At 40.8% G+C, this 23,968-nt stretch carries 23 protein-coding genes; 5 read left to right on the forward strand and 18 right to left on the reverse strand.

Features of this window, described 5'->3' with window-relative positions; all coding sequences use genetic code 11:
* Positions 1 to 32: 32 nt before the first annotated feature.
* Positions 33 to 641, reverse strand: coding sequence for a hypothetical protein (locus tag AABW11_RS18475; protein WP_340106817.1), 609 nt, complete (start codon positions 639 to 641; stop codon positions 33 to 35).
* Between the two features lie 600 nt (positions 642 to 1,241).
* On the opposite strand from AABW11_RS18475, the gene AABW11_RS18480 reads away from it, so the two are divergent.
* Together AABW11_RS18480 and AABW11_RS18485 are read left to right on the forward strand one after the other, a co-directional pair.
* Complete coding sequence (locus AABW11_RS18480) at positions 1,242 to 1,964, forward strand: response regulator transcription factor (protein WP_340106818.1); 723 nt, start codon at positions 1,242 to 1,244, stop codon at positions 1,962 to 1,964.
* Between the two features lie 4 nt (positions 1,965 to 1,968).
* Positions 1,969 to 3,405: a sensor histidine kinase gene (locus AABW11_RS18485; protein ID WP_340106819.1), complete on the forward strand. Its 1,437-nt coding sequence runs from the start codon at positions 1,969 to 1,971 to the stop codon at positions 3,403 to 3,405.
* Here AABW11_RS18485 and AABW11_RS18490 read toward each other — a convergent pair.
* From AABW11_RS18490 to AABW11_RS18500, 3 genes are all read right to left on the reverse strand, one after another.
* The gene (locus tag AABW11_RS18490; RefSeq protein ID WP_340106820.1) at positions 3,402 to 4,034 is read right to left on the reverse strand and encodes a class I SAM-dependent methyltransferase; all 633 of its coding nucleotides are present in this window, start codon (positions 4,032 to 4,034) and stop codon (positions 3,402 to 3,404) included. The two genes, AABW11_RS18485 and AABW11_RS18490, sit on opposite strands and share 4 nt — an antisense overlap.
* A 143-nt stretch (positions 4,035 to 4,177) precedes the next feature.
* On the reverse strand, positions 4,178 to 4,663 hold the full coding sequence (locus tag AABW11_RS18495; RefSeq protein WP_340106821.1) for a hypothetical protein: 486 nt from the start codon (positions 4,661 to 4,663) through the stop codon (positions 4,178 to 4,180).
* A gap of 45 nt (positions 4,664 to 4,708) precedes the next feature.
* Positions 4,709 to 5,095 carry a DUF302 domain-containing protein gene (locus AABW11_RS18500; RefSeq protein WP_445263806.1) on the reverse strand — a complete coding sequence of 129 codons (387 nt, stop codon included), beginning with the start codon at positions 5,093 to 5,095 and terminating at the stop codon, positions 4,709 to 4,711.
* Positions 5,096 to 5,311: 216 nt separating this feature from the next.
* On the opposite strand from AABW11_RS18500, the gene AABW11_RS18505 reads away from it, so the two are divergent.
* From AABW11_RS18505 to AABW11_RS20225, 3 genes are all read left to right on the forward strand, one after another.
* Positions 5,312 to 5,923 (forward strand): phosphoribosyltransferase, encoded by a 612-nt coding sequence (locus tag AABW11_RS18505; protein WP_340106823.1) that lies wholly within the window; start codon positions 5,312 to 5,314, stop codon positions 5,921 to 5,923.
* A gap of 397 nt (positions 5,924 to 6,320) precedes the next feature.
* Positions 6,321 to 6,758 carry a MerR family transcriptional regulator gene (locus tag AABW11_RS18510; RefSeq protein ID WP_340106824.1) on the forward strand — a complete coding sequence of 146 codons (438 nt, stop codon included), beginning with the start codon at positions 6,321 to 6,323 and terminating at the stop codon, positions 6,756 to 6,758.
* Position 6,759: 1 nt separating this feature from the next.
* Positions 6,760 to 6,942, forward strand: a complete 183-nt coding sequence (locus AABW11_RS20225) for a GDCCVxC domain-containing (seleno)protein (RefSeq protein ID WP_445263804.1) — start codon at positions 6,760 to 6,762, stop codon at positions 6,940 to 6,942.
* A gap of 73 nt (positions 6,943 to 7,015) precedes the next feature.
* Here the strand turns inward: AABW11_RS20225 and AABW11_RS18515 are convergent, their stop codons facing one another.
* From AABW11_RS18515 to AABW11_RS18580, 14 genes are all read right to left on the reverse strand, one after another.
* A complete protein-coding gene (locus AABW11_RS18515; protein WP_340106825.1) occupies positions 7,016 to 7,369 on the reverse strand; it encodes a winged helix-turn-helix domain-containing protein in 354 nt (117 codons plus the stop codon).
* A 146-nt stretch (positions 7,370 to 7,515) separates the two neighbouring features.
* Entirely contained in the window at positions 7,516 to 7,866 is a 351-nt protein-coding gene (locus AABW11_RS18520; RefSeq protein ID WP_340106826.1) for a hypothetical protein, read from the reverse strand.
* Positions 7,867 to 7,960: 94 nt separating this feature from the next.
* Positions 7,961 to 8,740, reverse strand: coding sequence for a nucleotidyl transferase AbiEii/AbiGii toxin family protein (locus tag AABW11_RS18525; RefSeq protein WP_340106827.1), 780 nt, complete (start codon positions 8,738 to 8,740; stop codon positions 7,961 to 7,963).
* Positions 8,727 to 9,347 (reverse strand): type IV toxin-antitoxin system AbiEi family antitoxin domain-containing protein, encoded by a 621-nt coding sequence (locus AABW11_RS18530; RefSeq protein ID WP_340106828.1) that lies wholly within the window; start codon positions 9,345 to 9,347, stop codon positions 8,727 to 8,729. The genes AABW11_RS18525 and AABW11_RS18530 overlap by 14 nt, the downstream gene beginning before the upstream one ends.
* 278 nt (positions 9,348 to 9,625) lie before the next feature.
* Positions 9,626 to 12,868 carry an SNF2-related protein gene (locus AABW11_RS18535; protein ID WP_340106829.1) on the reverse strand — a complete coding sequence of 1,081 codons (3,243 nt, stop codon included), beginning with the start codon at positions 12,866 to 12,868 and terminating at the stop codon, positions 9,626 to 9,628.
* Positions 12,869 to 13,042: 174 nt separating this feature from the next.
* Positions 13,043 to 13,318, reverse strand: coding sequence for a Fic family protein (locus AABW11_RS18540; protein ID WP_340106830.1), 276 nt, complete (start codon positions 13,316 to 13,318; stop codon positions 13,043 to 13,045).
* Positions 13,319 to 13,428: 110 nt separating this feature from the next.
* A complete protein-coding gene (locus AABW11_RS18545) occupies positions 13,429 to 14,415 on the reverse strand; it encodes a type II TA system antitoxin MqsA family protein (protein ID WP_340106831.1) in 987 nt (328 codons plus the stop codon).
* Positions 14,416 to 14,424: 9 nt separating this feature from the next.
* Positions 14,425 to 14,781 (reverse strand): hypothetical protein, encoded by a 357-nt coding sequence (locus AABW11_RS18550; protein ID WP_340106832.1) that lies wholly within the window; start codon positions 14,779 to 14,781, stop codon positions 14,425 to 14,427.
* Positions 14,782 to 15,013: 232 nt separating this feature from the next.
* Complete coding sequence (locus tag AABW11_RS18555) at positions 15,014 to 15,934, reverse strand: HNH endonuclease (protein WP_340106833.1); 921 nt, start codon at positions 15,932 to 15,934, stop codon at positions 15,014 to 15,016.
* A 21-nt stretch (positions 15,935 to 15,955) separates the two neighbouring features.
* Positions 15,956 to 16,975: an ArdC family protein gene (locus AABW11_RS18560; protein ID WP_340106834.1), complete on the reverse strand. Its 1,020-nt coding sequence runs from the start codon at positions 16,973 to 16,975 to the stop codon at positions 15,956 to 15,958.
* Between the two features lie 17 nt (positions 16,976 to 16,992).
* Positions 16,993 to 18,753, reverse strand: coding sequence for a GmrSD restriction endonuclease domain-containing protein (locus AABW11_RS18565; protein ID WP_340106835.1), 1,761 nt, complete (start codon positions 18,751 to 18,753; stop codon positions 16,993 to 16,995).
* 3 nt (positions 18,754 to 18,756) lie between these two features.
* A complete protein-coding gene (locus AABW11_RS18570; protein ID WP_340106836.1) occupies positions 18,757 to 19,365 on the reverse strand; it encodes a Cap15 family cyclic dinucleotide receptor domain-containing protein in 609 nt (202 codons plus the stop codon).
* Complete coding sequence (locus tag AABW11_RS18575) at positions 19,366 to 19,629, reverse strand: hypothetical protein (protein ID WP_340106837.1); 264 nt, start codon at positions 19,627 to 19,629, stop codon at positions 19,366 to 19,368.
* Positions 19,630 to 20,244: 615 nt separating this feature from the next.
* Positions 20,245 to 23,967, reverse strand: coding sequence for an Eco57I restriction-modification methylase domain-containing protein (locus AABW11_RS18580; protein ID WP_340106838.1), 3,723 nt, complete (start codon positions 23,965 to 23,967; stop codon positions 20,245 to 20,247).
* Position 23,968 lies beyond the last annotated feature (1 nt).

Here is a 23,968-nt window from a genome sequence, read left to right on the forward strand (position 1 = left end):
TAAGTGTTCGCTACATTCAGAAGACTACGTTCCTAATGATGGCCTCTTCCCATCATTCCGCCGTGTCCGCGGCCCCCATTTTCCCAGTGATCATGCATCCCGTTCCGGTTACCATCGATAAAGCCGGGGCCATGCCAGCTGGGACTACCGTCCTGTGCATAATCACAAATTCCGTCTTCATCCTCATCAATAAAATTATGACCTTTTGCATGGTGGGTTTCTTCTTCAAAGTAGTCGTTTATGTGATTTCCATTCTCATCGTGAAAACGCATCCCTTCATGCCGGCTATGCATGGGATGGGATTCATCCCAGTAGTCACAAATACCGTTATTATTGTCATCGACAAATCCCGGCCCGTGCCAGGTTGGACTTCCATCCTGGGCAAAGTCGCAAATGCCATCATTATCAGAATCGATAAAAGAGTGCCCGGGAAAAGAGGATAAATCGGTGGTTGCGGAATGGGTCCCGGGACCTGGTTCGTGGGTTTCCTGCTCGACATAATCATTGATGCCATTACTGTTGACATCTATGTACATCGGAAAAACAGGGTCTGCCTCCTCAGGTTCTGTAGAGGTTTTACATCCTGATGAAAGTAATAGGGTGCTTAGTATAATGAGAATAAACAGATAAGCATTTTTCATAAGAGGAATAGTTATATAATTGACATACTGAAAAATAAAGACAAAAAACTCTTTATTCATCTATATTTAAAATAATGAATTGAACCTTAAATCAAGCTTAAAGCATTAATGATCTGTGTCTGTTATTTGGTTCTACAGGAAAGTTTGTGGGTAGATATAAAAATCCTATTCATAGCTTCTCATACAGTCTTATCAAGACAGCTGGATCAATCAGTAGGTAAAACCAATCATTTGTGCCATTGGATAGGACAACACGTGTTGCTTTTACAGATTCTTCATAAAACGGAAATTCACCGTTTTATTCAGAATGACAGTGATTTAATTGGGGAGTAGGGCGGCGTGACGACAAGGCGATATTGAAAAACGATTACTGCACCCACGCCGCCCACGTGCCAACCAATGAGCGTGTCATCCTGATCGAGCCATTGTAGTTTATGGCGTAGAGAAGGATCTGAAAAAGTAATGAGCCTATATTTTGGAATATATTGAACATGGTCTAAGCGATTGTTCACAAATTTTGCCATCAACCCACAAACTTTCCTGTAGAACCTGTTATTTTAAGTTTGTTATTTCTTGAATGTGTACTAATGATATGTATCTATGTGGATATTTTTAGTGGAAGATGAAAAACAGCTGGCCAGCAATTTGAAACGCGGACTGGAGGAGGAAGGCCACGTTGTTGAGGTGATGCATGATGGGGAAGAGGCCGAACTGCAAGGCTTGGTGAATGATTACGATATGGTCATATTGGACTGGCGCCTGCCCAATCGTGATGGTAAACAAATTCTTGAACATTGGCGCAATGAGGACAGGACTTTCCCGGTCCTCATGCTGACGGCTCTGGGAGACCTGGATCACAAAGTATCGGGCCTTGATGCGGGTGCTGATGATTATATGGGTAAGCCGTTTTCATTTGAAGAACTCCTGGCGCGCATACGGGCTTTGGGACGGCGCTCCTCAGAGATGCATAATGATGAAGCTGTTTGCGTGGGGCCAATCGAGCTTGATTCGCGCAAACACTGGGTAAAAGTATGTGACATTAAGCGTTCGCTAAGACCCAAGGAATTTATTTTACTGGAACTTTTGCTGAGCGAGCCGGAAACGGTTTTCTCTAAGACTCAATTGGCAGAGCGGGTTTGGGGTTCGGCCTACCATGTGAATGATAATACGATTGAAGCTACGATTTCTACATTGCGCCAAAAGCTGGCTGAATCATTTAATGAGTGCGAAAAAGAATTTATAGTGGACCACTTTCAGGTTATTGAAACTATACGGGGCGCAGGATATAGACTTAACAGCAATCTACTAAAAGAAAACGGGTAATCTTTTGAGCAGGATAACTGGATATTTTGATCGTCTGTCCATTTCCAAAAAATTGGCATTTTGGTATGGGTTAAGCCTTTTCCTTATGCTTAGCCTCTTTGGCTATTTCTTATATGAATCATTTCATCAGTCGATTCATCACAATTACGACCGGCATCTCCGGTTCGAAGCAGAGCAGTTGCTTCCACATATAGATATCGCCGGAGACACTCTTTCCATTGACTTATCAGACTATAGCCGCAATGCAGCACTCAAAAGCGATGTAGAGTTTGGTACCTACGTTCGATTATTTAACAGGAACGGAGAGCTCACATATGAGAGCCCAAACTTTACAGATGTCGATCAGCCACTGGAAACCGATATACCTAATACTGTGGATGAGTACTCCTTGAGCATACAGTGGCTGGAGCTGCCGGCACGGACTCTATTCCACCCGATTCGAGACACAGCGGGAACATTTGGCGGTTGGCTGGAAGTGACCGGATTTGAATGGACCCTGCATGACGAATTGAGCAGATTCAGGCAGTATCTGATCATATTAATAGCAATAAGTGTCTCTTTTTCAATCCTTGGGGGATTTTGGCTGTCACGGCGTGCGTTGTCCCCGGTCACTTCAATTATTGATGCCGCCAAATCGATTACGGCTACAGACCTGGATCAACGCATCCCCGTAAATTACCAGGTTCATGATGAACTCACAGACCTGGCCGAAACCTTCAATATGATGCTCTATCGCCTGCAAAAAGGATTCAAACGGGAGAAGCGCTTCACTTCTGACGCCGCTCACGAACTGATGACACCACTATCATCACTTCGGAGTGATGCGGAAGTTATGCTGCGAAAGCCCCGGTCCATGGAAGAGTACCGGGAAACAATCCAGCGAATGCTTATGGAGACCCGGCGCATGAGTGAGATGGTACATCTGTTGCTTCAGCTTTCAAGAGTAGAATCTGTGCATCATGCCGAGGCTGAGCGCGTAAACCTGAGCCGAATTACAAAAGCGGTAGCAGCTGAATATCAGCAATTAGCCAAGGATAAAAATATTGCCATGGAAGTTAATATTGCCCCGGAGATACAAATCAAAGCCCACGGGGCATATATTGAAGAGATCATTAACAATCTTCTGGAAAATGCCTTGAAATACACACCCGAGGGCGGATCTATAGAGTTACAACTTCAGCGCTCCAGCGGCGAGACGGTCCTTCGCGTGAGTGATACCGGAATTGGATTTGACTCCGAAGCGAAAAAGCATCTGTTCGAGCGCTTTTATCGGGCTCATCAGCGAGATGTCCAGGAAAGACCGGGCAGCGGACTGGGTTTGCCGTTAGTGAAGGCGATAGTTGAGCTGTACGACGGAAAGATTCGTGCTTATAGCGATGGCCCGGGAAAGGGAAGTACATTTGAGGTTGAATTGCCGCTATCTGAAGACTTGAAAAGTTAATCGGGCTTTGTGGCTTCAATCTTTTTGACAATTCCACCGGATGTTAAGTCGCGGACGGTGTCAATGTCCCATCCGGCCTTTTTAACGTTTGAGACCGTTTTGCGGGCAATATGTACGCCAATCAGGTAATGGATAGGAGGATCCAGCTTATCCATTATAGATGCTAACGCAGATTGATCAGCGCGCATGTGTTCCAGCAGATGAAGTTTGCCACCCGGCTTTGTGACGCGCAGGGCTTCTTTTAATCCCAATACAGGATCGGGCACCGAGCAAAACACAAAAGTAGCAACCGCTTCATCAAAATGGTTGCTGGGGAAATCCAGGTTTTGGGCATCCATCTCTTTCAGTGTAACACGATCCTGTTGTTTTTTATCGAGCAATTGCCTGGCTCGTTTGAGCATGCCCGGGGAAAGGTCAATTCCCGTTAAATCAATATCCCTTGGATAAAAGGGGATATTTTTGCCCGTTCCTATCCCGAGTTCAAGCACTTTTGGGCCCGTTACCTGATCCCAAATTTCTTTTCGCCAGCCCCTGAAAAAGAGACGTTCTATCGGCCACTCCGTAATATTATAGATAGGTGCCCATAAATCGTACCGGCTTCGCGTATGTTCTTTTCCTCTCGTGCTCATAATACAGTTTTACAATCATCAAAATGAATTGACAGGATATATGCCGCCTCCAATAAGGTACTTTAATTCCTATACACCTGCTTCTCAAAGAATTCTGAACAGTAATAAAAACGGCATATTTTTTGTCGATCGCATGTGATCACTTACTTACGATTATGATGCTGTTGATGAGTATTCCCATTCATTGAATCCTGGTTCATCATTCCGTGATTACCCATCATCGTTCCCTGCATCATCTGCATACACATCATATGCATTTTCATCATGGAGGAACTGCCGGCCATCTCCATCATTTTCGATTGATTCATTTCTCCATCCTCCATCATGGTCTGCATCATCTCCATATGTGTTTGCATACGCTGTTTCATCTGAGGATTATTCATCATTCTCTCTCTGTTATTCATCATCATGGTACTGTCCATTGTCATGGAGTTCATCATCCGCTGCATCATTTGCTGACGCATTTGCGGGTTCTGTGCCATTTCTTCCATCATCATCGCTCGCATGGTGGAATCTTGCATCATCTCCTGCATTTGCTGTTTCTTCTCTTCCATATTTCCCTGTTGCTGGGCAATTCCTACTCCGGTTAAGATAAAGGCTAGTGATATCGTAAGTATTAAACGTTTCATATTTTCTCCTTGTATTTTGTTAAGTGAATTGTCTTGTTTCCGCAATTATAGTCTGTTAATAACCTTTTCTAAATTGGTTCGAACCTGCCCGGCGATAGAATGCAGATTGTCATTGGAAACTGCCTGCATGGAAGCCATAGGATTAACGGCCGAAACTTCTACTTTGCCATCCTCGTGTTCTTCCACAATTACGTTACAGGGAAGCATTACACCTATCTTGTCTTCCGCCTGTAGTGCTTTGTGGGCAAAATTCGGATTGCATGCACCCAGGATTTTATACTTTTTAAAATCCACATCCAGTTTCTTTTTCAGCGTGTCTTTTACGTCGATCTCTGTAAGTACCCCAAACCCCTCCTCTTTGAGAAGCTCAGTAACTTTTTCGATGGCCTGATCATAAGAAAGGTTGACTGTTTTTGATGTAACATATTCCATGTTGTTCTCCTTTGAGTCGTTCTGAATTAGTTTTTTTGAGATTCTACTCATAATGTAAGGCACGAATGCTTAAAAGAACCTTAAATCGATGATTTTCACTGAGCTGCAACGTCAGCTTCTGCCTGTACCTGGATGGGAGACTTGCTGAATATTTTTGATTGGTGAATGGGGTCACTTACCTTAATTATTAATCTCAATAACCGTTTTTAAAAGATAATGGATAAAAAGTTTACGGCAAGAATAGTACGTTTTTCAGAGGCATATGAGCTGGCTTACAGTGTTTCCCGGAAAATCGGTGCCTCACCCACTGACTTTGATATGGTTGTCGGCATTGCCCGCGGTGGATTCCCGCCGGCACGCCTCGTATGTGACTTTCTGAATATTAAAACCTTAACCGCTATACAGATCCGCCACTACACAGGTGGTGCTGAGGAAAAGGAAGAGGTTGACATCACCGATCCTATAGATATTGATCTGAAAGGAAAAAATGTCATTATCGTGGATGACGTCAATGATTCCGGGAAAACCCTTCAGGCTGCCGTGGATCATCTTACTACAAAAGGAGCAGCGGTGATTAAAACGGCCGTGCTTCATGAAAAAGAGAACACCTCACTAAAAGCAGACTATGCCGGAGATTATCTTGGTGAATGGAAGTGGTTGATTTATCACTGGGCGGTAACAGAAGATTTGCTGGAATTTCTTAACAAGGATGACATGCTGGAAGCCGGTGAAGATGACATGCGAAAACATCTCTCCGATACATACGACCTCGAGGTTGAACGTGACCTCTTGAAAAAAGTGCTTGCCATGAAGAACAACTACTTGTGAAATCTACCTTTTGATTTGTTAATTCGGCAGCATCATTTAAATAAGTAACTAAATATTGGTAGTTATTTAAATGCTTTCTCCAATTCACTTACGCCCTTTTTGAAAAAACACTTGACTCTGTACCATGGTACAGGCCTTATATTGGGAATGAATAATCATTTAAACCTAAAGGAGACAAGTTATGCCATTCAAAAAAGGAGAAGTTTATAAATGTCCTAAGGAAGATTGCGGCTGTGAAGTGACGGTTACAAAAAGCGCGCCTGAAACCTGTGGAGGAACACAAAACCCAACGTGCTGCTGCGGATGTACCATGGAGCTGATAAAAGAAGCAAAATCCTCGTGATTTCGTTAATGTGTTGAAAGACCAATCAATTGAAATCCTGATGATCATAATATCATGACTGTAAAATCACAATACAAAATTGGGAAAGCGGCTTCATTGGCAGGCGTAAATATAGAGACCATCCGTTATTATGAACGCCGAAATCTGATTCCGGAGCCGGACCGGATGGATTCCGGCTACCGACTCTTCTCTCAACGGCATGTTGATCAGATTCGGTTTATCAAACGAGCCCAGGAGCTCGGGTTTACGCTCTCCGAAATTGATGACCTGTTGAATCTGAAGGTAGATGAGGGAACATCCTGCTCCGATATCAAACATGAAGCGGAGCAAAAATACCAGGATGTCGTTTCCAAAATAGAGGATCTGACCCGAATCAAACATACCCTGACAGAACTGATTGATTCATGCAGTGGAAACGGCCCCAAAGGGGATTGCCCCATTCTGAAGGCACTTGAAGGAAAAAATGAAACAGGGAAAAATCTCAGAGGATAAAATGGAAACGAAATCTACAATAGAGTGTCCGGATTGCGGACACGTCACAACTGAAACAATGCCGGTTGACTCCTGCCAATATTTCTGGCAGTGCCCTGCATGTGAAACCGTGGTCAAACCGAAAGATGGGGACTGCTGTGTCTATTGCTCTTATGGAGATACCGCATGTCCGCCTAAGCAGTAGTAACAGAGTCATTAAAATTCAATGACCCATTTGTTGATTCGACATCAACACGCATCATTTCACATTTTAATGTTTACGAACTCAACCTGTACTTCTGATCAGGATGTTTTGGAGATTCAGGGTATTTATATTCAATAAATCCATCTTTCATTAAACCCCTTAGTGTTCTTGTAAAGAATCCGCTTCTACTTTTTAATCCCAATTCATTGGCCAGTTCTTCTGCTGAGCTTGGCCCCTTTTCTAAAAGTTTTAAAATGGCCCTTTCCGTGTCATTGAGGCTTTTTTCAGTAGCTTCGCCCCTAACTTCGCCCTCTGCCTTGTAGCTTTTGTTCATATCCGGATAAAACGACAAAACTGCCCAGGAAATAGCTCCGTTCATCATCGGTTTCGAATCTAGGCTTAGGAGATTCGTTTCTTTTGATGGCATCGTAAATCTTTGGGAAACCGGTAGCACGCCCTTCGGTAAGCTGAAGCTCTTATAGAAAATCACTGATGCATCGGTGTCAAAGTGGCCGATATTAGAGGCGTCCCGGATGAAGCTTTCTTTATGCCATTTGTAATCCGAATTGAGCTTTAATAACCATCATCAAACAGCGGCTCATCCACCGTATCGATGATAACCGAATGGAATTCCGTGTCGAACCACTCACGAAATAGTTTAAGCGTCAGAGGTTGGGGCCAGAGATCGGGATCGGTGTACCACCCCTCCAGCTCCGATTCGAAGAGATTCCGGAAGTTCTGTTTGACCCAGGCCTGTTGCGTCTCTTTATTCTCACCGTCATCATCAGAGATCAGGTAAACGGTCCGTTCCGCATTTACCTCTTTTTCCGAAAGTACCATCGCATCTTCTACAGGATCGGCTTCATTGATCCATTGGATAGCAGGTTCTTTGTATCGAAGCAGCAGAGCAGTTCGGTTGACCATAGTTTTGGATGTAGGTTAAGTATGATTTTAATTTTAGATTTAACAGGAATACCACGAATACTTAGGTTTCGATGATTCCATTTTTTAGAAACCATTAAAAAGCATACTGCCGTAAAACAGCTTCAAACTGTACGATCTTTTTTCTGTCCGCTGGTTTGAAGAGAAAAGGCTCCACGTCTTTAGCCATCTCATCCATATCCAATTGCTGACACTTCTCCAGAACTACTTTTTTTAAGGTATCGGCATCAGATACAGATAGTTTCTCTTTCAAATAGTTGTAATCAGGCTGAATATTACGGCCCATCATGAATACTAAATCAAAGAAGTCCCTCCCTTTATTTCTTTCCCGGTTGATAACGGCGTACAGCTTTTGAGACATGAGCAACGGCAACGGCGTGGTTAAAATGGTGGTAAATACCTCGAAGCGATTGAGTATAAACCGTTCCGGCTCATAATCGAAATGCTGCGGCTCCGTATCCAATTGAATGAGAATCTTCTCTTCTCTGTGTCCCGACAAACCCTTTTCGAACAGCAATCCGGGAAATTTGACGTGACAGTGCCAGGCTCCCTTCATCACGGTTCTCATTTCAGTTTCAAATCCTTCTTTTGTCAACTCTTTTTCGATGATTCCGGCCAGGTTTTCAAAATCAGGTTCACTCATGGAAACGTTATCAAAATCGAGGTCCTCAGAAAAGCGCTGATTTCCATGTACTACCCGAAGGCAGGTTCCTCCAAGAAAACAGAGACCATTTGCGTATTTGCTTTCATAGGTGATTTCCAAAATCTTGTATTGCAGATACTCCCGCAACAGAAATCTCGGATACCGGTGTAGCGTTTCTGGGTAGAAGGATTGGATTTCTTCAAGTGTTAGCATTCACATACTTTTTTAGAAGATTTACACGGGATGTTAGCGTTTTAGATCCAATGTGATTCACATACGCATTCAGTGTTTTGATCGATATACGGCTTAACATTTCAGCCGCATTCCACCTCAGGCTTTCAAAGGCTTCGTAACTCTCCACATCACTGTTCAGATAGAGATAGTCGATGATTGTTTTTTCCGGGCCGGCTATGGCGTAGTAATGGTCGTCCCACTGCTGAAGGTGGTATCCAAAAAACAGAGATGGTTTTAGATGCCGGTAGGAAAAATGACCTATCGGCGTTTCAAAGATATTTGTTTTTAGCGTAGTACACGAAGTGATCTGAAAGACCCCTTCCGGTATAAACCCATAGATTGACAACGCTGATTCCAGAGACACGTACGAAGGACTATAAATAGAGTTTGCACAATAGAACAGGTAAGATTCATTTACCTGGAAATCTGTGAACCGGTAATACCGATTCCGTAATTTTTGGATGTAGCCTTTTTCCTGCCACTCTACCAGCCTGCGATTGTCAAAACCGGGAAAATGCTTCTTGATCTCACGGACTGAAAAGACCGGAAATTGCTGCATTCTATCTTTGAACTCGAGGTAGGTCATACATTTTTATTTCTACTTATTGTTAATAATAACAATTTTTAGAAATAGATCAAACAGAATACAAAACATGCTGACAGACTCAATCCGGTAAAACAAAAAATTGACTCGATTTTAAACCCAGTGGAAGAAGAGGAGTCAAAACTGCATTTGTGGTAGTTCAGTCTAAGTTAAGACTTGTTCGCATATTTCAAGCTTTTTTTACACTTGTTATCAATTCAGTATGGACAATAAAAGAAGGTGATAACCTGAGCATCTTACACATTGACTAACAATTCACCTTAAATCTCATCCTCCGCAACAGCAATAATCGCAGCTGCGATTTGTCTATCCAATGGTTCTTCAACAGGAAGGTTTTCCCATAGCTGTTCTAAGTCTGCTTTAGCAACCGGATGATCTGCTAACCACTTTTTCAAGTCCCTGAGGCTATTGATGTGTTTGGCTCGTCGGTTTGTTTGAGCTTCTTCAGCTTTCGAAAAGTATGGATGCAGCAGATCAAGCCACAGCTGACTGAATTCATAACAATCAATAGAATGTCCTGACAAACTAAAATGATTTTTAAAGAGATTCTGAAAATCCTTGTAGATAGTTATTAAACTCTTGTCCGAATCATCTTTCTGCTCTTCAAGTTTTATCCATTTTTGGAGTAAATCTTCGAATATTATCAAAGACAGTCGCTTCTTGTTCGGGAGCAATTGAAGCTGACCATTGTTTAGAAGCTCCACAAACTTATTGACCGATATGTCAACAGCCTTTGACCTGGTTTTAATGTTCGAACACCCTGGCAGTCTGGATTTTAAAAATGAACAGATTTCCGGCAGGTCTCTAATTAATTCATGGTCATTCTTGATCAGCACCCACTTTGGCGCCCTCTTTTCCGTTCCTTTTAGGGCAAAAAAGGCCCAGCTATCATTCGACTCTACAATACTGATTCGAGACAATACTTTGGCAGTCACTTCCTTGTATTGATCATAAAGATCTTGATCAATTAATCCGCCGGTTTCAATAAACTCTCTCACCGGTTTAAATGCATCATCGACACCACCCCACTCTTTATCCTCTTTTTGCCTTTCTTCATAAAGGTTCGTCATCTCCTCCGGTGCAATCTTGTCGGTGCCATTAGTATAGAATTCTTCCGGGACCGAAATATTGGAACCAATGACCGTACTGACCAGATCATGACGGTTGATAAATTTTTGATCAGCCTCCAGCTTGAACACATCGTGATCATCAGGCCAAAAGATGTCAATTTTCTTATGCGGACTATCCAGCCTATCGACCCTGCCTGCTCGTTGTTCAGCTTTACGAATGACGGTAGGCATGTCAAGAAATACGACTGCCGATGATTTCTGCAGGTTTACACCTTCCGATAAGGCATCAGTGCAGAGCCCTATCACTGACTCACTATCCGACGACAAATGAAAATATTCCTGGATTTCATCTTTTCCGCTATTACTCTGGCTTCCTGTTGCGATAGCCAACGTGACGTTTTCAGAGATATAATCTTGTAAGATTCGCTCTATCACATAATGAGTGATAACAATACTGTCAAAAGCTAAGATGTGACTCTGATCCGACACCAAATCGGTCAAGAATTGTGCCTTCGATTGTTCCCGGCGATCACTCATCTGTTTTGCACAATCAACGATTTGCTCCAGCAATCTAATCTCCTCATCAACAGCATTACGATACAACTCTTTATCTTTTAGCCAATCCGGTAAATGACTGTCATCAAGATTTTTGATTTTGGGTAGTCCATCTATCTCCTTTAGTGTTGACAGTATATTGCCTGAATCTGTTTTATGAATTGAACCGATTCCCGCCCATTGGCAGGCTTTTTCAGTGCCTAATAGATGTTCAATTAGTGCTGCTCGTGATGATCTTAAACAGTTCTTGATGTTATAGCGTGAAAGTGCTGCCGCAGATTTAATCCGACCATTAACAAAGCTTTGAGGATCGGCTCCTTCTCTGATTTGTTTTTTGGTTAGTATTAATCGTCTTAAGTATAGGATGCCTTTTAGTTGACCGCACAATAGATCAATCTGTTTTCCCAGGTCGATATCCTTTTCACTCTGCTCAACTGTATAAATACTGCAGACATGTTTTGGAAATCGACAGAGTTTTCCGAATTGATCAGTAAAAGCATCAGGCCTTCTGTCAATGATTTCGTTAATTTCCCGCTTGGTTCGTCTGACAATAAATTTTTGTGAATACGATCTGAGCTGCTCCAGCACGTCCAAACTGGGCTGTGCGCTATTCCGTGTGCGTTTCAGCTTTTTATAAGCCTTGTAGGCCGATTCCGATAAATTATCAAGGCCCAGCAGTTCGACCATCCGAAGCAGATCATTCCATTTTCGATTTATCGGTGTGGCTGTAAAAAGAACCACATGATCAGCCTTATTATTTTTTATTGTCTGAGACCGGTTGGACATCATATTCAGATAGTTGTGTGCTTCGTCAACCAGCAGCACAGTCGCTTCCTGAATATCCTTTAGATGAGATCGGTTCTTTGAACTTGTTAGATGGCTTAATATGCCGTGGGATATGGGATGTGCAACGGTGAAGTAAAGCCTATCCAACTCACCCTGCCAATTGTCAAGGACCAGTGGAGGAGCAATAATTTTATATTTACTTCTGTTTCCTCGTCCCTGCTGCCAAAATCGATTCAACAGAGCGGCAAGCAGGTGTGCCCCAACTCTGGTCTTACCGGAACCCGTTGGCTCCGCTATCAATACACTCCCTTCATTATCCAATATAAACAATGCCTGCCCGATTGCCTGTCGTTGTGTGGGCCACAAGTTGAATGCCTGACCGGGATTTAAATCCTGAAAATATTTATCAACCCAGCCGCCTTCCAACAGTTCAGCAACTGCCCGGGCTAATGCCTCTTCCCAATCTACCAGCTGAAGAAGTTTTCTTAGCAGAGCAAGCAGGTCATCGGTATAACTCTTCGCTTCTGACTCGTAATGTCGGGCGATCCCGCTTAACTCATCATATTCGGGATCAGTTTTATCATACCGCACGTTGATTTCAGCCTGCAACGCCATTCCTGAATAGGAGTAATTACTTGACCCCATCATCAGATGGTGATCACCTACATACACCTTTCCGTGTAAGTCCGGGTGAATCTTGAAAACTATCTTTCCATCCTCAATTCCCTTGATCAGTGAAAGAAGCGGGCCATTAAGCTTGATGGATATTCCTTTTTCGAGCCAGTAATCTGCAATTTGATAGGAAAACGTGTTCTTCTTTTGGGAGAGTCTTTTTTTAAACAGTTCTTCCCTAATGATCGGCTCATTACCTAACACAATTGTAATTGATCTGTTCAGCCATGTTTCCTCATCGCCGATCTGTTCAATCAGGTATTCAAGGGAACTGAAGCCAGTGAGAATCAGGAAGTTGTCAGAACGCTTCAGATCATTTTTGACCCATGTGCCAACTTTCCCAACCTCGTTATTCAGCGGGTACTTTCCGGCCGGTGGCCACTGCCATTTGAATAATTCCCTTTGGTCGTCTGCACTCATTGGTGAATTTTTCGTTCAATTTGTCCAACCATATTACGTGCCCTGTAATCTATGCCCGATTTAAGCCTCTAAGTTTATTCACTGGCCATTCCAGCCAATATTTATAGCATCTCGTATCAGCAGGATTTTTAAAACAGATACTGGGGTAGTTATCGGCGGTGTGGAAGATTTTGTTTATCCACTACTCAATCTGTACTTCTGATCAGGATGCCTTGGAGATTCAGGGTATTTATATTCAATAAATCCACCTTTCATTAAACCCCTTAGTGTTCTTGTAAAGAATCCGCTTCTACTTTTTAATCCCAATTCATTGGCCAGTTCTTCTGCTGAGCTTGGCCCCTTTTCTAAAAGTTTTAAAATGGCCCTTTCCGTGTCATTGAGGCTTTTTTCAGTAGCTTCGCCCCTTACTTCGCCCTTAACTTCGCCCTCTGCCTTGTAGTTTTTGTTCATTTGCGTATGAACCGGCAAAACTGATAGGAAATAGTTTCGTTCGTCATCGGTTTCGAACTTGGGCTCCGGAGAACCGTTGCGATTCATGGCATCATAAATTTTTGGGAAAATTAAGAAAGGGTGACCTTCAAATTGACAGCATAGCGATAATCAATGAGCCCTTTCTCTTCTTCGTTTTTTTTCCAGCCTTCCTCCTCATGAGATAGCCGGATCAACTCTTTTGTTGGAAGGTCGGCGAGTTCTTCTTTTATCAACGTCAGGGTTTCAAGTTCTTTATCATTTAAGCTTTTAAACGTATTATTTACCGAAGAGAATTTTTCACCTTCGCTCTCGTAATTTTCAAACTGAATCCGCTCGATGATAAATCGGCCTAATTCTTCACCATGATCAAAAAGCGTTCCATATTTATGCGGTACAGGTCCCATTTGTATAGCTTGGTACGTAGCGCCACTGATTGACTGTCCAAAATTCTTGAAATGTACATTATCGGAGTAATAAAGCAGTTTATTGAGTTTCACTTTATATAATTCTTTGTCCTCAGACAGGAAAGAAACCATGTCTGAAAATTTGTCTATCGAGGGTTTCATATACCCGTTTAGACTGCAAGGCTCCTGTACTTTGAAAAGAAACTGAGTCATAGCCGCCCCCTCTCTCATCAGGCTCTCGGCCTTCTTAATGTATTTTTCCTTGTACGACTGTTTCAGAGAGTCACACTCATCTAGAAGATCAATAAATCCGTTCGGTTTGGCTGCTAATGAAATTAGCTTTGCATTCGTGAGTTGAGGTACATCTCCATTTTCATAATTGCGATAGGTATTTGGTCCAAATCCAAGTATCTCAGACATCTTAGTTTGTGATACCCCATACTTTTCCCGGATCTCGAAGATCTCAATTGGAAAGGGAATATTATGCTTTTCCCGATAGGCATTATGGAGTAAGGCCAAGTTAAGCGTGTCAACCTCGTTGGTTGTAAATTCTTCTTCGGTATCTACACACTTATAATTGGTGTATGGAACCGTAAAGATATCCCCCCTGAATTCTAATTCCTCTTCTTTAACCTGGCGAATAACTTTCCCACCTGTAAATGGACTTTCCATAGCTTTCTCCTATTTAAATGGATATGAGATGGGGCGTTCGGCAATATGAAATGAAATACAAATTACTGGTTTGCTTGATTGCCCCAACGTTACCTTTATATAAACTTCTTCATCGTTAACATTTTTACCAAATTCCCACATTTCAGAGTCTCCTCCATAAAAATCTTCGGGTCTTGGTCCACGATAATAATCCTGTACTGATAAGTTTCTAATTATCTGATCTCTTGCATTGGGAGTTATGTCAAGTTTGCCCAATGTTTCTGCGTTTTTAGGCCGCTTGTCTAAGTATATGATTTGAAAAACAGTTGCTTTGCTTTTTAATCGTTGTAAAAACGCTTTAACCTGTTGAGTTGTTGTTGTATTCAACTGTATAGTGTTAATATATGGTTATATTTATCATTAATGCAACTATAAAGTGTTATATTGTTTATTTAAAACTTGCCTTATACTTGATTCTCCAACATCTCATTATTCCCCAAAATTGCTTTTTATTCCTTTTAATCCATTCACAGTTAATCGTAGGAAATTCTTTCAAGAGCCCTTTTCGAATGTTTGTTACTCCGTCAGTAATACAGAAAATGGTTTGATACTTTCAAATTTACCCTTTATAAACTTGCTCCTGGTGCCAGTTTAAAAAAGCAGGGGAAGGACGGTCAATTAAATTCTCCGGCAGATTGGAAAGTTTGCTACCGTGATATGCGTAATATTCCTTCCCATTCTCATACTCCTCCCGAATGCGTCGACTAACTTCAAGATGGTGATCACCGGATACAGTTATGTATCCTTTATCAAAAAGGAAGTGCATATCAGATCGGAGAAGTAAACCATTTTTAGTGAGGTTAGGCCCTGCTTCTGAATAAGGCTTAATGTGAGCGGCTTCAAGAACCGGGAGTGTTCTTTCACCGGTTACTGCACATCGTTTGCTGTAAGCATCCGTAACCATCGCTCTGAATGCACCCTGCCCTATACGTGCACGCATTTTATAGTTGTTTCCATATCGGGTTGCAGGCTCTTGTACAGCCAGTTCTCCTTCTCTATACTTTTGAGCATCCAGGCGCTCTTCCACCTGTCGCCATATATTTGCTCCAATCTCTTCATTAGTGCTGTAAGATTTACCTTTAACAATATTTTTACTCCAGTTGGACGGAATCGGTATCCAATTCTCACGTTTAAAGAAAAATGGCTCTGCCAAAATCGTACAGCCAATAGTGGGATTTAAACCATCACCAGATCTGAATTTCATGATTGATTCACGAAAATAATCGTAGGTAGGCGCACCATTTTTAAATTCAAATGAGTCCCAGGCAAGTGACAGAGGCAGAAACAGATGACGAACGAAAAAACCACCTCCAACGATATAGTTGTTCGGTGAATGAAGCTTAAACAGAAATGGAGCTCCTTCCTGAATTACTTTGAAATTCGATTTGTCTCTCGGACGCCAAAAATTCACCTCATCCGGCTTGATTCGGGCCAGATAGTGGAACCATGAATCATCTGTGACGCCAATGTAGAATTTCATTTTATGAATATTATTGAATAGTTAAGCCAGCACTTCCCAATTCTTCACTCTCTCCTCAGAGAACTCTCGGCCATATTGAGGTTTCAAATCAAATGGCAATATGTCTGTTTTTTGATAGAGCCAGTAAATAGATGCGCGAGCTAATTCAAGTGCTTCTGTGAAGTATGAGAAGTCATTCTCCAAAACTTTTAACCAGCTATTCAAGTACACAGCATGATCATTTCTTGGCATAGGTTGTGAATTAAACTGTGTGGTTAGAATAGCTCCACCTAACTCAGCAACCAATTCTTCAAAGGCATAAGCGTTATCACCAAATTTCCAGCCAAATTGCCTCTTACATCTATCCTTATGACCAGTCCAATGTATGATCTCATGAAGAAGGGTACTGTAATAATTCAAGGTTCGAGTTGCCTCACCGTTGTAAGATTTGAATCGTGCCATTTCAGGCATCTGAATAAAATCTTCAACTATAGAATAGAACGCCCTGTCTCCTCCCGTTTTAATTGGAGCTTCAGTTTTTCCTACAAACGTTTTTAGTCTTCCAAGATCTGTAGCCATTTGATCAAAAAGGCTGGATTGACTAAGATCATAACCATCAATTTGGGCTACATTAAATACCCAGAAATATCTAAAATAGAAATTCTTTTTTGCTTTCTCTTTTTCTTCTTTATTTATGAATTCAAAATTGAGTTGTTCAATTTTTTTCCCTTTTTTTCGAACAAATGCGGCTCTGGGAATTGCGAACATAATAAGCGTGCCCTTTTCGCCCTTTCTTACCTTAGAACCGCTCCTTGCTCGCTGCCACTGTTTAAAAGTGGCCCAGTGGTTAGTTGGATAATCGTTCTTCTGACACTCATTCCACAATACCAATAGATTATTACCACCATAGAACTTTCCTGTAACCGGATTCCAGGCTTCCGGAATTCCTTTGTGCCAGGGCATCTCCCAATTTGAAGCACCTGCCTTCATTTGGGATAAAATAGTTTCTGAAATAGAATCTATTTGACTAGAGTGGTGATCTATTTTTTCTTTTAAGTTCATATGAACCAACCACTAAGCTAGTTATTGATAAGTTTATAATATCCATCCCGGATTACTTTAGCCATTAATTTTCTTCTTTTCTCTACAAACTCATCATACTTCATATTTTCCCATCCCTTGGGCAAAGCATGCCAATAGTACATCTTTTCAAGAACAGCGCTATCAAAACGGCTTATGTAATTTGGTAAGTATTCTGATGGTTTCTGATCTGAAATAGTATTGTTATCATCCCATTCAACTAAAGCAAAATTTGCAATCTGGTTAGTCTGTTTAAAATCTTCGATACCTTGCTTATTGAGGTAGTTTTTGGGGTATAAATGATGTCGCTCCATAGCTGATCTATTACCCTGAACCGCAGGATCTAATAAATCTGAAATCCTGCTATTTGAAAAAAGTACTTTAGCATCCAAAAGGCACTGTGAAGCGTGATATGCAAATAATGAAGGGCTTCTGGATGAGGATGTTGCCAAATCATTTGGAAGAGTAATAGACCAAAAATCTTCTGTTAAAGTTTCCGTACAAATTTGCTTGAGTTCATCGACTAAATCATCCGCGTTCTCTAGTTCAATAATCCAGTTTAAATCCTTTTCCATCGCCGATGCAGGAGAACCAGTATATCTACCGGTAATATTGCTCATGAAAAACCACTGAGACACCACTTCTTTGAGAGAATATCGGTCAATTTTGAAGTCTTTCAATCCAATTAAGAACAATATATAGGCAAACAAGAGATTGTTATCTGAAGTAATCATCTTGCCACTTTTGAAACCTGCTCTCATGAGTGTTTTTAAAAAATCATGCCAGTTCTGAAGATTCAGCACATCATCCTGAGCATTCTTTAAAACCTCAAATTGTTCTTCCCTTCTCTCTTCACTGACTTTTCCAGTTTCAAGATCCTTGCCTCTTAATATTTGATACACATATCTCATTCTGGCTCTTTTAAAACCATATCCAACATTCACTCTTAAGATATCTTTGGGTTCAGGATCAATGAAGTAGTTAAAAGGGGTTTGTTTATTTTTGTCCGGTTGTCTGGAAGCCCTGCAGAAATCCTCTATCTGAGATCTTCCATCATCCCAAAAAACAGACATGAGTGTGAGTATGAAGTCAGATTGATTTAATTTTTTACCTTCATAATTGATACGGACAAAGATTTCGGAAACCTGTTCTTCATCAACATCCGCTACCAATTCTAAAGCTGTAAAAGGATATTTCTTTAAATTATGAAGTTGACTAATGTTTCCCCTTATCAACTTCTTTTCTTCTTTAGAAATCTCTCTTTTCTCTTCAAGCTTATCGAAAAATTCATCCGTGACCTCAAAAATATCGCTATCGTCAGCCCACATAGATGAAATATTTGGAATGAATTCCGGATCACGGCTTACCGCAGCGTCCGTAACTTCAAATTTCCCATCCCTTGGGCGAAAACCGATTTTTATAATTTCTTCCTCATAATTTTCACGGATAACCGGAATCCCTTTTATAACAGCGTAAAGTGACGTCAATCGCTGCTGACCGTCTACTATCAGAAGGTTTGGGATATTCTGTTTCTTACTACTACCAACCTGTCTTTGGCCATTCTTTCCCATTGCATTTTGCCAGAATAACAGATATCCAATAGGGAATCCTCGGTACATGGAATCAAATAAATTCCGAACCTTATTGTTTTTCCAAACAAAAGGGCGCTGAATATCCGGAAGACCAATGTCTCCAGTATCAATATTATTGATAAGTGTTTCAAGATTATAGCTTACTTCTTTGAATAGAGTCTGTCCCATTTTTTACTTTTTTTTAATTTTCTCTAGGTAAATCTCACCATGATGTCCCCTTTCTGGCGAAGTAAAATAAGTGCCACTCAAGGTTTCATCTTTTTCACTGAAAATAAGGCTCGACATTCCTATGTGGTATTGCATATCAGGCTCACTGATTTTCTTCTGATCATTATGAAAGGAGTGAATTAACATTGGACCATCCAGTCCACCCGTAATAATAGCAGTCATTTCACTTTTGGAACTTGAGGTATCTGTACTCAGGGTAAAAAGAATATCTCTTAACGTTTGTTTGATATTTACTTTAATCTCGGTTTTTGATTGAAAGTTATCACGCGAACTTTTCAGGATTCCATGATATGTGCCACTTAAATTTGGTGTTTTCACGAATCCAAACCAATTTCCACACCTAAACCATAAATCCTTTTCAAACCATTTATAAAAAATATAACCAAGAGCTATAGCAGAAGTAGGAATGCGTAAAAGCCATCTAATTTCTTCAAATTGGGGTATTACCGGCAGAAGAAATTCATTCAACAACCAAGCAACTATAACCGCTAAAGGAACAATAAACCATAGCACTTTAAAGCGATCGTTATTTTTTATTGAATATGGATGCATTTATTCATCCCATAAATCAATAGTTTTAACTAAATACCTTCTCGCCCTTTCATCCGTCCAACTTTCATTGCCTTCACCCCACAATGAACGAAGACCATTTAAACACAGAAAATCATCCCAATTATTATCTGCTAAATAGTTGAGAATCTTAAGAAACATTTCACTGTAACTGCCTTGATATTTGTTGGTTGGTATATTTCCTAACAAGCATTCAATAAAATAAGAAGGTGCAATTTTAGCATCTATGTCCTCTCTGTTAATCAATGTCCGGTTTATATTCTTAAAAATCCTGACCATTGATTTAAAATTACCGTTACAATCCTGATTTTTTTGAACTGCATTCTCGTAGTGCTTTTTGGGAAAAGAATAGCATTCTTCATTGGTTTGAGTCGTTCTAAAGTATACTCCTTCGTGATAGGCACCTTTTTCAACTCGGTAATATTCTCGGTAAGAACAACAGACTAAGATATCAGCAGGCCTTCTGTTATTATTGGCAGCTAATTTTACAACTTTATTATCTGGATTTATATCCTCTAAGTTATAGTATTCTCCTAAAGCTCTTAAAACATCTGATCTGAATTGATTAAAGCCATAACTTTTTGGTACTAGTCCAATTTTTTCTTTCTGTTCTTCATTTAGATTATTGTAGAAATGTGTTGTTTTTTGGGCAACTACATCAACATCACTTTCCGAATAGATATTAGTATTGTTCTTATATGAGCCCTGTAAATAAACTTCGTAAGTAACCCCATCAGGAAATCCATCATAACTATTTATGGCTTTTTTGATTGATTCCCCGGTTGCTTTGGATGTAGTTATTGCACCTTGTCTTGCCCAAGTTTCGAATTGTTGATTTGTGATGGCTATGTTACTCTCCGTTTAATTAGTCTCTTCCCCAACCTCCTCATACAACTCCAAATAATCATCGCTTTTGCCGAGGTTGCGAAGGTTTTCTTTTTGGGCGGCAACCAGCCTTGGATAGCGGCGGGCGTACCAGTTTTCTACTTCTCGAATATCATGCTTATTGAGCCCATACGCATTGTACACCAGCTTGTTGATCTTGATTTGTTCATGACTGGCGTAGTCGTAGTTTAGGTCAGATTTTTGTTCTTGTATAATTGAATCAACCAATTCATCTATCTCAGATACATCAGTAACTAATGTGGTGTCCATTAATCCTTGTTCTGGGCTTTCAATAGTATGAGCTCTGAAATTTTTCAGTAGGAACCTATAACACCTACTTGATAACGTAGCGAGCAATTTTGTAGCAGAGATTCGAGCAAAAATTGTTGACCCTTTATTTCCAAAATTAGCTCCCGAGCCCAATCTAAAAGTTGGTGAATAGATTCCAGTTGGCGAATAAGTAACTCCATAAACAAAATATTTATCTGGATTTCTTACAACAGCACACATAGTAGTTTCGTAATGAGGCTTAATCTCTTTGTTTTCATTACGATCTCGGATCCTATCAGCAATTTTATAAGTATTAAATCTTTCAATCGCCCATTCACTCCAATCTATAAAATAACTTGTAGGTACATGATAGTTTGGCATCCATCCTTCAGTAGAATCACTTTCTCCACCTTTATCATATTCAATAATATATCTTCCACCAAAATACCGATCAGAGTTTGAATCGTCTTTAGAAATACCATTTTCTATTATTGATAACCTTAGCTCATCATCAGTCCTAATGGATTCTAAATCTTCTTCCGTTAGCAAATATTCCTCAAAATCGAAGATACTACGGTACGTGCCTCTCGCTTCCGGTTTTTGGTAGAGATAGGAGTGATTATCTCCGGTAGCAAGCCCTTGATTTACATCGGCTATCTTTCCAAGCTTTACTACATTCACTTCATTTCCATTCAAATGAACTTTTGCAGCCTCTATTTCTTCTCCATTCAAATCAACCGTCTTCGTTTCTATTTCTTCTCCCTGATCCTGCATGAGTGCAAACAGTTTTGGGCTTCCCACAAAAAACGGCTGGTTGCTATTTGTCTTAATCATGGATTGCGGGTAGGTATAAAACGCATACTCTTCACTGCTTTCACTGCTCCAATCAGGACCACGCATCCATAAAACGCCATGTTCTTCTTTTGCAGACTCTGTACCCGTTTCAGGCAACGCATGCTTATACTGTACGGTTCGCTCCAGCAGTTGTACAAACCGTTCGTGCTGCACGTGAATTGAAATGCGGGTCAGGTCGCCCATCAAACAACGATGAGCTTCATCAAACTGCCGTACAGCCTTTTTATCTTCAACTGGGAATTCATTCCGCTCGCACACAATAATGGCAGTATTCACCGTAGCTTTAAAGGTATCGGGATGTACCCGAATCATTTTGTGGATGTAATTATCCATCATCATATCCCGAAGCTCCCGGTGTGTTTTGATGGTCATAAAGGTATCACTCACAATAAAAGTAAGAATGCCCTGGTAGCCCAACGGACTTGGCGTCTTCCCATCCGGTAAAAACCTGGCAATAAATGCTCCATAAGGATCTTTACTGCCAAGCTTCAATTCTTCCTTCAGGTCGTTTGAGACTTTGTCCCCCCCATAAGGAGGATTTCCGATGACCACATCAAACTGATCTACTCCAAACATCCATTTTGGGTCAAACCAGCCGGTTACCGAATCAGCGAACGGCTCCCATTGCGAGAGCATCATGGCCCGCTGATCTTTGTTTTTGCCGGTCTCTTTTATTTCTTTTTGAAAAATTGCATCCTGAGTTTCAGAAAACTGTTCCTTCAGAATTTCCTTGTCTTCTCCAGACGCTTGCAGATAATCATCACGGATCGTTCCAAGTCTTTCCAAAAGGTCAGAGGCCCCAAACGCGTCTATTTGCACTGATTCTCTGCTAGGCAAAGAGATTAAAGAGTTCGCGGTTATAAATTTAAAATCAAGATTTGGCAAAGGAATAATCGCCCAGTTATCTTCATTTTCATTGACTTTTTCCTCTACAATAAGCGACAAAAAACATCTTAATTGACTAATTTCAGCTGCTATGGGCTGAATATCTACTCCATAAATTGAGTGCTGAATAATGCCAAGTTTTCGGGCATACTCAACAGTAGCTGAATCCAATTTTTTCTTTATAATTTGGCGTATAACATCACTTGGAATCTTACGAAGCTGAAGGTCTTTCCACTGTTCTGATTCAGGATCCACTTTCTCTAAGATCCTAACCATTTTTTGAAGTACTCCTATCGGAAACGCACCTGATCCGCATGCAGGATCTAATACTTTCAATTCATTCAAAGCTTCAATAATAGCAGTAGATTCTTGTTCAGAAATATCTATTTCTATTTCCGTATCAAACTTCAACAGTGGTAATAATCGACGTTCATTTACGTCGGTTTTATTCGACAGGTATTTTGTCAGGCTCTCATCAACCATGTAATCAACAATTTCCCGTGGTGTGTAGTAACTACCGGTCGCTTTACGAGCCGTTTTACCTGAAGCCGGATCAATTTCCGCAAGGAGGTTTTCAAAAATTCGTCCCAGCATTTCGGGATCCACGGACACATCGGCATCTTCTACGCTATTTTCATCGATAGTGAAGTTGTACTGTTCGAGTATTTTATAGAAATCTTTAAACCAACCATCAGGGATTTTAAGAGTGCTGAAATGCTTGGATAGTCCATCAGTATCATCTGCTGAATAGTAATCGTTAAGGTGAGGCTCAAATAAGCCACCATTTAGAAAAGGAATAGACTTGAAAGCTTCCGGTATATTATCTCTGCGCTCATCTGACTTGGTATTCATTACCTGGAAGAATAATCGTTCCAGATATTTATGGTAGTAATCCTCCGGAATATTTTCCGATGAGAGCACCTCTTTAGGAATGATAGGGTTTCCCTGCTCCGATTTCTTAAATCTCAAAAACCAGCAAAAAACCGTCCGGCCAATTAATCGAACAGCAAATTCCTGATGAGTCTTTTTCCCTTCTTTGGAAGTTTGAGAAACACTTGGCAGTTTTAGTAAGTGTGGATGTTGCTCTCCACCACGTCCCGGTTCTTTCACTCCTATCAAATCGTAGAAAAAAGAAACCACTTTCTTGTAGAACTCTTTGTTCAGTCTCTCAACAGAAAATGCATCTTTAATATCCTCGTAGGTAACACTGCGAGATTCAACCAGACTAATGAATCTGTCCGTGGCTGTTTTTACCGCCTCACCCTTTCCCAAAACATAAGTATACCGCTTGGGTTCGGTTTCAACTTCTACAAACTCTTCTTTCTCCTCGTCATAGTCAGTCACTTTTGAAATAAAAGAAAACCGCCAGTTATCATCCTTTTTAAATACGGCAAAAATACCATCAACCTGTGAGTAGTAACTGCGGAGTAAATTCCGAAGACTCACGCGGTTACGGTCTAATTGTGTTTTATCAGTAACCTCAATTTCAAAAACAGATATTTTCCGACCATCTGCTGTTTCGAACGTCCCCAGCTGAAACCCTTCTTTACAGTTGTCAGATTTTGGCAAATCAGCTTTTTGTGGCTCCTGAAATACTTTTCCGGTTTTAAAAACCTCTTCCAGTATTTCAATCCAGTTTTTCCGATCGTATGCAGAGGATAAATATGTTTCTAAAGTAGATTTCTCCATT

The sequence above is a fragment of the Rhodohalobacter sp. 8-1 genome (assembly GCF_038150125.1).
In the GTDB taxonomy this organism is placed as follows: Bacteria; Bacteroidota; Rhodothermia; order Balneolales; family Balneolaceae; genus SW132.

Bases quoted from the DNA above. Each gene is read 5' to 3' on its own strand.
- AABW11_RS18475 (WP_340106817.1), bottom strand. From the start codon at position 641: ATGAAAAATGCTTATCTGTTTATTCTCATTATACTAAGCACCCTATTA.
- AABW11_RS18480 (WP_340106818.1), top strand. From the start codon at position 1,242: ATGTGGATATTTTTAGTGGAAGATGAAAAACAGCTGGCCAGCAATTTG.
- AABW11_RS18490 (WP_340106820.1), bottom strand. From the start codon at position 4,034: ATGAGCACGAGAGGAAAAGAACATACGCGAAGCCGGTACGATTTATGG.
- AABW11_RS18495 (WP_340106821.1), bottom strand. From the start codon at position 4,663: ATGAAACGTTTAATACTTACGATATCACTAGCCTTTATCTTAACCGGA.
- AABW11_RS18500 (WP_445263806.1), bottom strand. From the start codon at position 5,095: ATGGAATATGTTACATCAAAAACAGTCAACCTTTCTTATGATCAGGCC.
- AABW11_RS18505 (WP_340106823.1), top strand. From the start codon at position 5,312: ATGGATAAAAAGTTTACGGCAAGAATAGTACGTTTTTCAGAGGCATAT.
- AABW11_RS18510 (WP_340106824.1), top strand. From the start codon at position 6,321: ATGACTGTAAAATCACAATACAAAATTGGGAAAGCGGCTTCATTGGCA.
- AABW11_RS20225 (WP_445263804.1), top strand. From the start codon at position 6,760: ATGGAAACGAAATCTACAATAGAGTGTCCGGATTGCGGACACGTCACA.
- AABW11_RS18515 (WP_340106825.1), bottom strand. From the start codon at position 7,369: ATGCCATCAAAAGAAACGAATCTCCTAAGCCTAGATTCGAAACCGATG.
- AABW11_RS18520 (WP_340106826.1), bottom strand. From the start codon at position 7,866: ATGGTCAACCGAACTGCTCTGCTGCTTCGATACAAAGAACCTGCTATC.
- AABW11_RS18525 (WP_340106827.1), bottom strand. From the start codon at position 8,740: ATGCTAACACTTGAAGAAATCCAATCCTTCTACCCAGAAACGCTACAC.
- AABW11_RS18530 (WP_340106828.1), bottom strand. From the start codon at position 9,347: ATGACCTACCTCGAGTTCAAAGATAGAATGCAGCAATTTCCGGTCTTT.
- AABW11_RS18535 (WP_340106829.1), bottom strand. From the start codon at position 12,868: ATGAGTGCAGACGACCAAAGGGAATTATTCAAATGGCAGTGGCCACCG.
- AABW11_RS18540 (WP_340106830.1), bottom strand. From the start codon at position 13,318: ATGAACAAAAACTACAAGGCAGAGGGCGAAGTTAAGGGCGAAGTAAGG.
- AABW11_RS18545 (WP_340106831.1), bottom strand. From the start codon at position 14,415: ATGGAAAGTCCATTTACAGGTGGGAAAGTTATTCGCCAGGTTAAAGAA.
- AABW11_RS18555 (WP_340106833.1), bottom strand. From the start codon at position 15,934: ATGAAATTCTACATTGGCGTCACAGATGATTCATGGTTCCACTATCTG.
- AABW11_RS18560 (WP_340106834.1), bottom strand. From the start codon at position 16,975: ATGAACTTAAAAGAAAAAATAGATCACCACTCTAGTCAAATAGATTCT.
- AABW11_RS18565 (WP_340106835.1), bottom strand. From the start codon at position 18,753: ATGGGACAGACTCTATTCAAAGAAGTAAGCTATAATCTTGAAACACTT.
- AABW11_RS18570 (WP_340106836.1), bottom strand. From the start codon at position 19,365: ATGCATCCATATTCAATAAAAAATAACGATCGCTTTAAAGTGCTATGG.
- AABW11_RS18580 (WP_340106838.1), bottom strand. From the start codon at position 23,967: ATGGAGAAATCTACTTTAGAAACATATTTATCCTCTGCATACGATCGG.